Annotated in this window: 6 protein-coding genes; 3 read left to right on the forward strand and 3 right to left on the reverse strand. The window is 55.8% G+C overall.

The genetic code is table 11. The annotated features are described in order from the left end of the window. Positions 1-87 precede the first annotated feature (87 nt). Positions 88-2,877 carry a glycosyltransferase family 39 protein gene (locus JW953_06465; GenBank protein MBN1992329.1) on the forward strand — a complete coding sequence of 930 codons (2,790 nt, stop codon included), beginning with the start codon at positions 88-90 and terminating at the stop codon, positions 2,875-2,877. Continuing rightward, positions 2,874-5,465: a DUF2079 domain-containing protein gene (locus tag JW953_06470; GenBank protein ID MBN1992330.1), complete on the forward strand. Its 2,592-nt coding sequence runs from the start codon at positions 2,874-2,876 to the stop codon at positions 5,463-5,465. Before JW953_06465 ends, JW953_06470 begins: the two co-directional genes overlap by 4 nt. A gap of 2 nt (positions 5,466-5,467) precedes the next feature. On the opposite strand, the gene JW953_06475 is transcribed toward JW953_06470, so the two are convergent. Then, on the reverse strand, positions 5,468-8,611 hold the full coding sequence (locus JW953_06475) for an alpha-mannosidase (GenBank protein ID MBN1992331.1): 3,144 nt from the start codon (positions 8,609-8,611) through the stop codon (positions 5,468-5,470). 144 nt (positions 8,612-8,755) lie between these two features. Here JW953_06475 and JW953_06480 point away from each other — a divergent pair, with 144 nt between their 5' ends. Beyond that, complete coding sequence (locus tag JW953_06480) at positions 8,756-10,684, forward strand: hypothetical protein (GenBank protein MBN1992332.1); 1,929 nt, start codon at positions 8,756-8,758, stop codon at positions 10,682-10,684. Here JW953_06480 and yicI read toward each other — a convergent pair. Together yicI and JW953_06490 are read right to left on the reverse strand one after the other, a co-directional pair. Next, positions 10,671-13,019, reverse strand: a complete 2,349-nt coding sequence (yicI, locus tag JW953_06485; protein MBN1992333.1) for an alpha-xylosidase — start codon at positions 13,017-13,019, stop codon at positions 10,671-10,673. The two genes, JW953_06480 and yicI, sit on opposite strands and share 14 nt — an antisense overlap. 118 nt (positions 13,020-13,137) lie before the next feature. Further along, the gene (locus JW953_06490; protein MBN1992334.1) at positions 13,138-13,848 is read right to left on the reverse strand and encodes a hypothetical protein; all 711 of its coding nucleotides are present in this window, start codon (positions 13,846-13,848) and stop codon (positions 13,138-13,140) included. Positions 13,849-14,313: the final 465 nt, after the last annotated feature.

Here is a 14,313-nt window from a genome sequence, read left to right on the forward strand (position 1 = left end):
CTGGCTAACTCTCTCATAAAAAGGATAGATTGGTTCGTTCTCGCTCTGCTTATCTTCATTCCTCGCCTACTCCACCTGGATACTTTTTTGACCATTGACGAACCTTTATTCCTTGACCACGCCCGTCAATTTGCCGCCGGTCTGAGTAGCGGCAAGTTGAGCCAAACGTTGGGTATTGGGTATCCCGGGGTCACCGTGGCTTGGTGGAGCGCGCCGGTTATTGGTTTAGCTTCCACCGAATTAGGCGCTTACATAGCCGGGCGGGTGATGACCTCTATGATGACAGGTCTGTTGCTGCTGGGGGTATATGGCCTGGCTAACTCTTTGTGGGGCCGCAGGCTGGCTTTTATTGGCACCAGCCTGCTGGCCCTCGATCCTTACACCCTGGCCTATTGCCGCCTTTTGCACATTGCCGCACCCCTGGCCCTGTTTATGACCCTGGCCGGTCTGGCTGGCCTGCTCTGGCTACGCGATAAACGGTGGCGTTGGCTGCTGCTCACCGGGTTGTTCACCGGCCTGGCTTTGCTGACCAAATCAACGGCCCTGCTGCTGGGGCCAATGCTGGCAGTGCTTGTGCTTGGTTGGGGGATTGGCACCGGTCAGGGGCAGAACTGGTCTTGGTGGTGGTCAAAGTTAGGTGGTTGGCTAATCATCGCCCTGGTAGCTATGGCCACCTTTTTTATGCTCTGGCCCGCTATGTGGGCTGATCCAGTCCAGGCGCTCACCCTCACCTTCAAAAAACTCTTCACCGACCAAGAAGCCGGCACAGGCAACCTGGGCTTTTTCTGGCTGGGTCGCTTTGTCGAAGACCCCGGCCCGGCTTTTTACCTGGTTGCCTTTTTGCTCAAATCAACTCCCTGGCTGTTGATTGGACTTTTCCTAAACTTGGGCTTTTTTATCTCGGCCAGCCGGTCTTTTCTAACCCTTTCTCCTCCACAATCAGCGGGCGGCAAGCAGCGGTCAATAAGGGGTAGTCAGCCATACGCCATCCAACTCTCCCTCTGGCTTTTTGCGCTCACCTACCTCATCCTGATGACCCTGGCTTCCAAAAAATCTATTCGTTATATGCTACCCATCTTCCCCACTTTTTATCTACTGGCCAGTTGGGCACTTTATCAAATTAGTCAATCAGCCGGCCAGCAAGCCGGCAGTTGGCGCAGGAAACTCTTTTTCTGCCTCCTACCTCCTGTTTCCTGCCTCCTGCTTATCTTTACCTTCGTCTACCACCCTTATTACTTTACCTATTACAATCCGCTTGTTTTGGGCTGGCGGTGGGCGCCACAAACGCTTCTGGTCGGTTGGGGCGAGGGGTTGGACGAGGCAGCGCGTTATGTGCAGCAGCAGTCGCCAGGTTCGGTGTCGGCGTGGTACAAAACAATATTCTCCACTTTCTATGAGGATCAAGTTGACGACGTTGTGCCGCCGGAGAATCTCCTCACGGCCAACCGGACGGTCTGGTATATCAACCAGGTGCAGCGTGACATCCCCAACCCCAACCTGGTACACTATTTTCGCACCCGCCGCCAGCCAGAATACACGGCGAAACTAAACGGCATCGAGTATGCCTGGGTCTACCCCGGCCCCATTGTCAGCCTCAACCGGCCCGACCCGACGCTACAATACCCGCTTGGCGGCGAATTTGGCAACGAACTCCGCCTGTTGGGTTATAATCTTTCGCCTCATCCTCGCTTCGGCGACCCTCTGATGGTCACTTTTTTCTGGAGGGTGTTGGCTTCCCCGCCTGCCGAGCGATTTGTTTACCTCCGTTTGCTTGATGCCCAGGGGCACGTTTGGGCGCAGGCCGACAGCCCGCCGGTGATGGGCCTCTGGCCCGTTGACCGTTGGCAACCCGGCATGCTCATCGAAGATGCACAAGAATTATCCGTCCCCCCCGGGATGCCAGCCGGAATGTATCGTTTGGAGGTAGGGCTGTATGATCCCGCTTCCGGCCAGGTATTGCCTGCCGGCGGGCAACCTGTGGGCCAGGGTGGTGGTCTGCTGCTGGGTGACGTTCAAATTGAATGGCAACTCCTCCGCGTCGAATCCGATCTGCCTCAAAAAACGGATACTCGTCTGGCGCCTAACGCCCGTTTAATTGGTTACGATGCGCCACCGGCCGTCGTTACTGCTGGCGATGTCCTGCCCTTGCGCTTGGCCTGGCGCGAATCCCAAACCCTCCCGGCATTGTGGGCCGTGCCAAACGATTTTGTAATGTTTGAGTGGCAGCCGGTGGATCGAACGGGGTCTTCAACGGAACAGTTGGAGAAATTACCCCGCCCCATTGCCGAGTGGGGCCGGGGGGCCATCTTGTTGTCTCAGCACAACGTAAGCGTGTATCCTACCCTGGAGGCGGGTCAATATAATTTGCGGGTGAGGCTGCACTCCGGCAGTGAACCTGCGGGTGAGGCATTTTCCCTGGGCCGGGTTGAAGTGATTCATCCCCCGCATCAATTTGACTTACCTGCTACCGCGCTTACGCCTGCCGGTCCAAACCAAGTGGGAGAAAGTATCACCCTGCTTGGCTATGGCCTGCACCTGACGGACCAGTCGCTTGATTTGAATCTATACTGGCAAACCGATGACCTCATCGCCACTGGTTACAAAGTTTTTGCCCAACTGCTCACGCCTGATAATACCCTGGCCGTCCAGGCCGATAGTTTTCCGGCTGCCGGGCAACGTCCCACCACCGGCTGGCTGCCCGGCGAAATCATCACCGACCCGCATCCTCTGCTGCTGCCTGCCGATTTACCTGCCGGTACTTATCAACTCATCACCGGCCTCTACAATCCCACCACTGGCGAGCGCCTACCCATTCTTAACAAAAACGGCGAAATTGTGGCCGACGCCATCTTTGTGACTAAGGTGACAATCCCGTGAGTCAACCAGAAAAAGAAACACTAAAGCGGCAAATTGGCAAAGAGCACCAAATTTCGCGCGCAAATGAATCGCCTACGCCATCCTCTTCCCCCCGTCTACCGTCTACCATCTATAGTCTCCCCAATCTCCTCTGCCTGCTCCTCATCCTCACCTTTGCCGCCTTCTTCAGCGCCCTGGCCGCGCAGCAGCACCACACCTTTCAAACCAATGGCCTGGACTTGGGCAACGTTGACCAGGCCCTCTGGAATACAGCCCAGGGCCGTTTCCTCCACTTCACCCTGATGATCCCCCTCCAATCTCGCCTGGCCCTGCACGTCGAGCCAATTCTGCTCTTATTTATCCCCCTTTACTGGCTCAACCTTGGCAACCCGGAGACCCTGCTCATCATCCAGGCTGGGGTAGTTGCTTTTGGCGCCTGGCCTCTGTATCAAATTGCCAAGAACAGATTTCACCTCCCACATCATAATTCGCCGGCTCTATTTGTTGCTTTTCTCTGCCTGGTCTTCCCGCTCGCCTACCTGCTTTTGCCCACGCTCCAGGCCGCCGTTCTCTACGATTTTCACGCCGTTACCCTGGCCCCCACCTTTTTGCTGTTTGCGTTTTGGGCCTTGATCCGGCGCCAGGATAAACAAGTCATCATTTTTCTGCTGCTGGCCATGGCTTGCAAAGAGGATATGCCCCTGGTGGTGGCTATGGTGGGAGTGTATGCCGGCCTGGCGCAACGGCGGTGGCGCTTGGCCGGGCTGGTGATAGGCTTGAGCGCGCTCTGGTTTGTAACGGCGGTATTTGTCATTCAGCCCTCCTTCTCCCCAGGTGGCAACGTCCAGCTTGACCGCTACGATTGGTTGGGCAAGAGTCCAGTGGAAATGCTGCAAACCCTGATCTTCCAACCCAACCTGGTCTTGAATCATCTCTGGTCTCAAGCCAACTTGCCCGGCTACCTGTGGCAACTTTTTTTGCCCACTGCTTTTTTGGCCTTCTTCAGCCCGCTCACCCTCCTGCCCATGCTGCCCACCCTGGCCATCAATCTACTGAGCCAAAACCCCTTTACCTGGCGGCTGGAGGATTTCCACTACGGCGCGCCGCTGGCCCCATTTTTATTTATTTCTGCTATTTATGGGATAAAACGAGTTGGCGAATTAGCACAGCAATCCTTCTTCTCCTTTTCTACCAACTCCTCCCGTCTACTATCTGCCGTCTACCGTCTACCGTACCTTCTGATCATGCTCCTCTTTAGCTTCACCATCGCCTATCATTACTATCGCGGCTTCACCCCCCTGGCTCGACCTTTTAATTGGCCGCAAGCAACCACTCACCATCGCCAGCTTGAAGCCATATTGACAACCATTCCCCCGGACACATCACTTTTTACCCAATCCAATCTGGCCCCCCACCTGACTCACCGATTCATCATCTATAGTGACTTTGGCTATTTCACCGACCCCAACTTTCCCGCCCCCACCCCGGTTGACGACATCCTGCTCGACGTGACCACTTTTGAAAACTTCGGCGGCTTACACCAATTTATGCATCAAACCCTGCTGGAAAGTGGCGCCTATCAACTAAAAACGGCGCGCGACGGTATCTTACACTGGCAACCGCTGACCAAGGACCAACGACCAACGACCAACCAGGGGGCGCCCGGTTCCCCATTTCTTCTCCCTCCCTCTTTTTTCACTTTTACCCGGCCAGATTTCCCTCCCCGTTACTCGCTTCCCGTTGATTTTGGCCACGTTATCCGCCTGCACGGCTACACTCTCTCTTTCAACCGGCAAGAAGAGGTACAGGTCAGTGTTGACCTGGAACCCTTGCAAGTCCTCTCTGGCAACATCCAGCCGGTGCTTTATCTGCTCGACCCGATGGGCCGACCCATCGGCACCACCACCGACCGCCAACCCCTCCTGGTCTGGTATCCCCCCGACCAGTGGCCGGTAGGTGAAGTGGTACGGGTCAATTTCAACACGCTGCCCTGGTATACCCGCGAAACTGAAAAATATGGCCTGGCCTTGGGCATAATCAGCGGCGACGAGGTGTGGGACATCAACCACAGACATCATCCTGTCATCATCCACCCTTCTAAATTTGCCGTGCGCCTACTCGCCAACGGCACGCTGGTCGAACTGGCTCGCATCCAACAAGTGGGGGGAATGCCAGAGGGCGGGCCAGGGATGCGGCAATACGTTGTCCCTCGGATGTCTCACTCCTTGGCCGCAAATTTTGATAATCAGCTAAAACTGCTGGGACATACCACCCCCAAAATCACTGAAACCGAAAACACTCAAAGTTTAAACCTTTCTCTTTATTGGCAGGCCGTTCGCACCCCTGAAACTTTAACCCGCTTTGTGCAACTTGTTGGCCCGGATGGGCAGCTTTATGGTCAAAACGACACTGCGCCAGACAACGGTCACTATCCCACCCATCTTTGGCAGCCCGGCGAGGTAGTTGAGGAAACAGTTACCTTCTCTATTCAAACGGAGCGCCCCGCCGGAAATTATACGCTTCACGTTGGCCTTTACCGGCCCGACACCGGCCAGCGGTTGCCACTTGTTTCCGGTGGAGATCACGTTGAGATTTTGTTGAGCAAATAACGCTATTTCGCTGGCCTCAAACGCAACGTCATAATCTGGTAAGGCTTGATCAAAAAACTGACCTCATGCCCGGCAGGCGAGAGTTCAGCCTGATTCTCCTCAAGCAGGTTGGTTTGCCAGACGCCGGCCAACTCAAAATGACTGGTCAGCGTCACTTCGCCGCGTTGCCGCTGGCTTTCGTAGAGCCGCACGATGATGCCTTGACCATCCTCAGCCCGTTTGATCGTTTCGATGACCACATTGGGCCGGTCTATTGAGATGAAAGAACCGGCTGAGGTTGTTTTATTCCCAGAACTTTCAGCCACAAGCAAAGGATCATTGAGCACATAAGCGGCGGCAATGGTTGTTTCTCCCCAATTTCCGGCGTGAGGCAGAAGGCTGTAGGTAAAACGATGCTCGCCCTGGTCGGCGACGGGATCCGGGTTGGTCGGGCTACGCAGCAAACTGATCCGCATGACGTTTCCGTGAATATCGTGTCCATACTTGCAGTCGTTGAGCAAGCTCACACCGTAACCACCTTCACTTAAGTCAACCCATTTTTGGGCGCAGGTTTCAAACCTGGCCCAATCCCAACTGGTGTTACGGTGCGTGGGACGCTGCGTATTGCCCCATTGGATTTCGTAGGTGGCCAGCGGTGCCAGAATATCTACCGGGAACGCCGTCTTGAGCAGGATATGTCGCTCTCGCCAGTCAATGGTGGTCTCAAAATCAAGGCAGGGGCTGTTGTAGGTCAACGAGATGCGTTGGTTATACTCACTATTGAGGATGCGTCGCCGGATTTCCAGCGTAGCCCGCAACGGTCCTTCTTCAACCACTTTAATAGATGTGGCCGGGTCGGCAACCCACATTTTGTCGTCAAAGAAAATATCCACATCCCAGGCGTCAAAATTCAGCGGACGGTCCTCAAAGGCCTGGATTTGATTGGCCACTGCGCCCGCCGGCAGCACCTCGCGCCGGTTGGTTTTGTCGTAAATTCGGACAATATCTCCCGCCCGATTCAACTCGACCCGGAGATAGTTGTTTTCCATACATTCAACCGACGCTTGCAGGCCGGTATCGGGGGTTTGGTGACTGCCCTGGCCTATTATCAACGGCGTGAGGCTGAAGGGAGCCAACTCACCTGCCGCAATCAAGGTGCCTGCGGTGATGGTTTGGGTGAGGAGGGGAGCGCCGGTAGCGTTTTGTAATTGTTGGCCGTTAACCAATTGGTCGGGCCAAAAGGCCAAAGTATTTTGGGCAAAAGAGGTCGGGTTGACCACCACCAGGTCCCCCCCCCACTGCATCGCAATCGCCTTGAGCGCCTCATCCCGCACAACAAGGCCCATTTCCCGGATTTCCGTGTATTGTTGCAGCGACTCGGTGTAAACGGGAGTGATGCTGCTGCCGGGGATGATGTCGTGAAACTGGTTAAGGCAAACCAGTTCCCAGGCTTGGCGCAGCGTGCCTGCCGGATACTGGTAGTTGGTATCCAGCCAGGCGGCCAGGGTAGCCAGAAATTCCGCGTCGTGGAGCAGGAACTCGCTTTTACGATTAGCCCGCTTGTTGCGGCTCTGGGTGGTGTAGGTGCCCCGGTGATATTCAAAGTACAATTCACCGTTCCAGGTGGGCAAACGATCCCCTGATTGCGCCTCCAGCTTGCGGAAGAAGTCGCCGGCTTTGCCGTGCCGCATGCGGGGCGTGGCCGGGAAAGCGGCCATTTCGCGGATGTTTTCCAGCATTTCGCGGGTGGGGCCGCCGCCGCCGTCGCCATAGCCAAAAATCATCAGCAACTCTTGCTGGTCCTCTTTTTGTTGAAAGTTCTCCCAGGTACCGAGCGCCTGTTCCGGCGTAGCCCTGGCGTTGTAGGTGCTAACCCACGGGCTGCCAGAATCAGGCGTGGTGCTGAAGTGGGTCAGCACGCGCGTGCCGTCCAGCCCTTGCCACCAAAAACTATCGTAGGGCAAACGGTTGTACTGGTTCCAACCAATCTTGATAGTGGAGAAATATTCCAGGCCTGCTTCTTTGATGAGTTGGGGCAGGTTCCAGGCGTAGCCAAACACATCGGGCAGCCACAACACGGGCGAATCAACGCCGGGGCCAAAATGTTCTTTAAAAAAGGTACGGCCCAGCAGAAATTGGCGGGCCAGAGATTCCGGGCCGCTGAGGTTACAGTCGGCCTCTACCCACATCCCGCCAATCGGTTCCCAGCGTCCCTCGGCTACTCGTTCCTTGATGGCCTCCAGAAGTGCCGGGTAATCTTTTTGCACGTAGTCGTAGAGTTGGGGCTGGCTCTGGGTAAAGTGGTAGTTTGGAAATTGCTCCATCAAGCGCAGCACAGTGTGGAAAGTCCGCCCGGACTTGCGCCGGGTTTGGCCCAGGGTCCAGAGCCAGGCCACATCAATATGAGCGTGACCTGCGGCCAGGATGTCTACTTCTAACGGCGGTCCTGCCTTTTTAATCCCGGCTCGCAGGGTAGCCTGGGCCGGGGCGATACTGGCATAAAACGCCTCAGCCAACGGCTCGCGGGTGTCCAGAATTTTGAACGCTTCATCTAAAGCGTTGTACAGGTGTCCTTTGGCCGGCGCATGCTCGTCCAAGCTATTGGCAATGCCCAGAGCCACGCGGGCAGTGGCAATGAAGTCGCGGGTGGGTTGGTCAATTTGCACCACCGCGCACGGGCGTATGAAGAGTTTGGCCTTTGGTTCATTCATCCGCCAGCCGCCCAGGCCGGTCCAGAGATGCAAGGCTAACAAATGGGACTGCCCATCGCGCCATTGAGCCGGCAACAGAAACTCCTGGTGATGGCGGTCGCAGGCGGCGTAAGGCTGGCCGTCAATGTAGGCCAGGGCCTCTGGGTGGCTGAAATCGCCGGATTCACCCAGGGGCAGATAAAGGGCTACCGGAACGTCTACATTCCAATCTGGCGGTATCCTAAAATCACTCCGCAACGTAAAGTCGGTCATCCATTCACCCCAGTAGGTGTAGGGTTCAAGCACCGGCCAGGCGCTATCGTCTACTACAGGGTCAACCAGGGGGGCATCCAGTGGGCCGGGCATGGGGATGTAGCGGAAGGGGGGTAGCGGCTGGCGACGCCGGTAAACCAGCGGCTCGATGAGACTGATACGTTGTTTGATCTTTTCGGCTGTCCAACGGATTTTGTGGATCATAGTATCTCCTTAATGGGGTTAGAAAGAGCCAATATTATCATAATTTCCCTGGTTACGCCACACTTCCGGCATTAACCTGTAACGAGAAGGGCGCATGCCAGGGTAGAGGCCAGGCCAGCCCATTTTTCTTGTACCGGAAAATCGGTGTATACTGCCCCCATTGTGAGCAGCCTCCGCCAAAAACCAAAATCAATAGTTTGGCTTTGCCTTTGGCTCATCCTTTTTGGCCTGGCTCTGGCCTGGCGAGCGCAAAACCTGGATGCCTTCGGCCTTTCTAACGACGAAGGGGCGCATCTAATGTGGGCGCGGCTGGCCGGGGATGGCTATCCCCTCTACGATGAAACCCAGGCGGTGCAGTCTCCCTTGTTTTTGGAGACGTTGAGGTTGGCCTTTCACCTGGCCGGGCCAACTGTTCAGGCCGGGCGTTGGGCCGTGCTCATGGGCTTTGGGCTGCTGGCGGTGGCCCTCAGTTGGCTGGCCTATCGGGCCGGACAGTGGCCGGCCGCCCTGGTTGCGCTGTTCCTGCTGGGTATTTCGCCCCTTATTTTTACCTTCTCTCGCCTGGTGATGGCCGAGGTTCCGGCCACCGGCCTGGCGGTGGTTTCACTGGCCCTCTGTTTTGTTTATGTGGATAAAGGCCAACGGGCCTGGCTGTTTGTTTCCGGCCTGGTTTTGGGTTTGAGTTTTATTACCAAAGCCCTCAACCCATTTATGGCAGCGCCGGTAGGCTTGCTGTTGTTCACCCGCCATTTTGGGAGAGGGCAAAATAATATTTTGCTCTACAGGTTGCGGCAACTGATGTTTGACGCTATGTTATGGAGCATTGGCGCAATCATTCCGGTGGCCGTTATCCCTCTCATTTATGGCCCCCCGGCAGTATACGATCAACTGGTGGCCTTCCGCGGCGACCTGCGGGCCGCCATCCCCGGCTCGTGGCCTGAAACGAGAGAACAGTTTGTTATTTTTGCCAAGAGTCATTGGGGGTTTTGGTGGTTAGCTTTGGGAGGAATCGTGACGGCCATGCTGCGGATTTACGCTACAAAAAAAGTTGCCCTGCGCCCTGGTTCCTCTGTCCTTTATCCCCTCACCTGGACCACTTGGCTCCTGGCCGGCGTAGCCATGCTGCTCTGGCACACTCCTCTTTTTCCGCACCATTTCCTGGTGCTGCTGCCGTCGCTGATTCTACTGGCCGCCGGTTTCATCACCGACATCATAGCTCTTATTCGCTATTCACGCTGGGCTTTGCTGCTGTGGCTGGTAGCGGCAGTGGCCGCGTTCAACCTGCCGGGGATGGTGAGGGCCAATCAACAAACCGCCGCCATTGTTACCGGCGGGCGCGAGGCGCAAGCCTTAACACTGCTCAAAAAGGTGACCGGCCCGGACGATTTTATTATGGGCGACAGCCAACTGCTCATTTTTATGGCCAACCGCCGCACCCCGCCGCCGCTGGGGGACGTGGCCCTGGTAGCCATCAAAGCAGGACGGCAGACTTCGGAACGAATGATTGGTTTGACCGAAACCTATCAGTCGCCGGCGGTGGTGCAGTGGAGTCTGCGGTTGCCCTGGCTGCCGGAATACCTGGCCTGGGTTGAGGCGCACTACCTGGCGAAACGGATTTGGGATAATGACCATATCATTTATTTTGCCCCTCGTTTTCCGGCCAACCAGGTTGTACCGAATGAACGTAAAGTGCGCCTGGGCGACTCGCTCATTTTGCGGGGTTTTCAGGTTGATAGCGCCGTGGTGAGAAGGGGTCAGGATTTAACCCTTAAGGTCTATTGGCAAAGCGATGCGCCGCTTACCAAAAATTACACAGTTTTTACCCAATTGTTGGATAAACAAGGCCAATTGGCCGCCGGATGGGACAGCCAGCCGCTTGGCGGCTATTTCCCCACCAGCCAGTGGCCGGTCAACGAGATTGTGAGCGACGTGGTCCACCTGCCCCTGCCTCCTGATTTACCCTCGGGCGATTATACGCTGCTGACCGGCATGTATTTGCTGGACACATTGGAACGGCTGCAACAACCAGATGGTTTTGACTATATTGTTTTGACTACGATCAGGGTAGAGTAACCGGACCGGCCGTAAGATCAAGCGAAATTTTCACGCGGGTTGGGTCGTCTTTTGGCGTTACCAGCACACCCTGGGGATCGCTTTCTACCATGCCGCCTGTAACAGAAGCCACCGCTTGAATACCCACCAGCAACAACCGCCACGATTTGCCGCCGTCTTGCCGTTCCACGGTAATCAACGCCCCCTCCCGCTTCACCGCAAACGTTGCTGCCGCCTCACCCGTTACCGAGGGAATCACGGTGACAATAGGCTCTCCTTCGGCCAATTCGTACACCTGCAGGGTAACGCCGTCACCATAATCATAATCCGGGCGATGATCCTGGCTGCCCACGGCAATGACGGAGTTGGGGCGCACCAGCAGGGGGAGGCTCAAAAAATTGTGCGTTTCACGCTGCCACCCGGGGCCTGCCCTTACCTCGCCGGTGAGGAAATTCGTCCAGCGGCCTTCAGGTAGATAATACGTAACCATTCCATCGTGAGAGAAGACCGGCGCTACCAGCAGCGAGTCGCCCAACATATACTGGCGGTCAAGATAGTCACAAGTGGGATCGTCGGGAAACTCCAACATCATGGCCCGCATCACAGGGACACCTTGTTGCGTGGCTTCGAGCGATTGAGCGTATAGATACGGCATCAGGCGGCATTTGAGTTTGGTGAACAGCCGCAGCACGTCAACGGCTTCCTCATCAAACAACCACGGCACCCGATACGATTGGCTACCGTGTAGCCGGCTGTGCGAAGACAGCAGGCCAAACGCGCACCACCGCTTGTACACCGCGGGTGAAGCGGTCTGCTCGAACCCGCCGATGTCGTGGCTCCAAAAACCGAAGCCCGACAGGCCCAACGACAGGCCGCCGCGCAGGCTTTCGGCCATTGATTCAAAGGTGGCGGTGCTATCCCCACCCCAATGCACGGGGAACTGCTGGCAACCGGCCGTGGCCGAACGGGCAAATACAACCGCTTTTCCCCGGCCCAATTTATCTTCCAGCATTTCAAACACGGTTTTGTTATATAGATAGGGGTAATAATTATGCATCTTGACCGGATCCGAACCATCAAAGTAGACCACATCCGTCGGGATGCGCTCGCCAAAATCGGTCTTAAAACAATCCACCCCCATATTCACCAGCGCCCGCAGTTTGTGGCCGAACCAACGGCAGGCCTGGGGATTGGTGAAGTCTACCAGGCCCATGCCGGCCTGCCATTGATCCCACTGCCACACGTCGCCGTTGGCCCGTTTGATCAAGTAGCTATGGGCCATACCCTCGTCAAAAAGGGCCGACCGCTGGGCAATGTAGGGATTGATCCAGACACATATCCGCAAGCCGCGTTCTTTCAATCGTTTCAACATTGCCTCCGGCTCGGGAAAGACCTGTTCATCCCACTCAAAATTGCACCAGTGGAACTCTTTCATCCAGAAGCAGTCAAAATGGAACACGTGGAGTGGTAGGTCGCGGTCGGCCATGCCCTGGATAAAGCCGGTGACCGTGTCTTCGTCGTAAGCGGTGGTGAACGAGGTGGTCAACCACAGGCCAAACGACCAGGCCGGGGGTAGCGCCGGCCGGCCAGTCAGCGCCGTGTATTTTTCGAGCACCTCTTTAGGGGAGGGCCCATAGATGAAGAAATACTCCAGGTATTCGCCGGGCACGCTAAACTGCACCCGCTCCACTTTTTCCGAGGCGATTTCAAAGGATACCCGTTCCGGGTGGTTGACAAACACCCCGTAACCCCGATTAGTGAGGTAGAAGGGGATGTTCTTGTAGGCCAGTTCGCTACTGGTACCGCCGTCTTCGTTCCACAGATCCACCACCTGGCCGTTTTTGACAAAAGGCGTAAACCGTTCCCCCAGGCCGTACACGCACTCGCCCACGTCCAAGGCCAGTTGTTCGTGGATGTACCGGCCTTCGTTGGAGTCAACAAAGCCCATCGCCCGCCAGCCGCTGCTGGTGATCACCCGCTCACCATCCTTGAACTCAATCTTCCAATCGCCTTCTTTTTCCACCCGCACGGCCAAACGCCCGCTGCTCAAGGTCGCTGCCTGGGCATCATCGCAAATCTCCACCTCTGGCAACGGCTGCGCCTTGAGCTGGAATTCGGGCTTTTGGGGTTGTGCACCTTTGTGATGATACAGTTGCACGCGGATAACGTTAGACATTGGCGAAGAAAGACGAACCGCCAACAGGGGCAGGTTCAGTGTGTCACCACGATGCGTCAGGCGCCTAGTTGGGCCATAAACAACCAACGCCTTCTGCTCAAGCCCCACGGTATGCACGTGAACGGGATAGTGGGGGGTCACTCCCGGGCGCATTTGCCAATAACCACTGGTGAATTTCATTGCTCTTTTCCTTCGCTGCCAGTAAATTGCGTTTAAGGTTAGTAAGTAAATAAGGACAAGTTTACTTTGTACGGCCAATCACCCGTTCTGTCAAAATCCTGCCCCAAAGTCTCCAGGGCTAACGCGCTAATTGTAGCGACCTACCGTTGACCCTACGTTTGTCGGGGCCAACAAAAACAAGATCAGGTTCGGGTTTCGGCTGGCCGGCAAGAGATAAACTGATATAGAGGGTTGCCCCCGTAAACGTAAAATCCAACCCCTCCGGCCCACCCGTTGTGGTCCATTGAAAATCTATCCTGTTATCACCCTGAATGGCCAGCTCGATCCCGGTCTGGGAAACCTGGTTTATGTTGGCAATGACCCCATTGCCGGTAGCCTGGCCGCTAAAGGTATAGGTTGTGCCTCTGGTTATACCCCTGATCGAAACCCGATTGCCGTCGGTCCAGATAAAAAAACCCTCATCCCCGGGGATAAGGTTAGGACGATCTTCAGCGTCAGCCCAATCTATCTCTACACCGCCCGTAACCGGGGTCAGAGTGGCTGTAGCCGGTTCCGAGGGGAGAGGGGTATCGGTGGGGCTAGGGAGGGGTGTAGGCGTGTCCGTTGGGGGTTTGGGAGTGTAGGTGGCCTGAATGACCAGGGTGTTGATAGGGGTCGGTTTGGCGGGAGGGGTAGGCGTACCCCCCGCCGGCAGGCGAATCCGCGTGGGCGATGGGGCAACCATGAAGGTTGGGGTTGGTACTGGAGTTGGCTGATTGGACTGGCAGGCAGCCGTTGCCATTAACAGGACCAATAGCAAGATAAATGATTGACTTCTTTGGTTTTGCATTTCTCCCTCCTCTTTTGACTGGAGTGATAAAAACCATGTAAATAAGATTACAATGTAATGCCACAGGTGGCAAACCTGCTCCCCATAAATCCTCTTGATTTTGGAGATGGTGCATAATTCTACTTTAGTCAATATGCGCCAGGCCTTGTCACCGCCGTATTGTTGCTGCTCCCGCCAGGCAGTTACCTGCCCGTCCAGGCCGTACAGCAGGGGCATGCGCCACTTTGGTATGTAACAGTTTTGGTCGTACTGATTCTACTACCGCTGGCCCATACCGTGAGGGCGGGCAATGAGATGACACCCCCTATCCGCGCCATCTACCACCTCGGCAATTGGCTTTCGGAGAAGTTATGGAAACTGTCTTTATAGGAGGGTCAACCTGAATCCGCATTCTACTCCCATTTTGCAGTTTTCTGTAATGGTCAAGATGATATTAAACACCGCAGAGGCGCAGAGTTCGCAGAG

The organism is Anaerolineae bacterium, from assembly GCA_016931895.1.
Classification (GTDB): Bacteria; Chloroflexota; Anaerolineae; order 4572-78; family J111; genus JAFGNV01.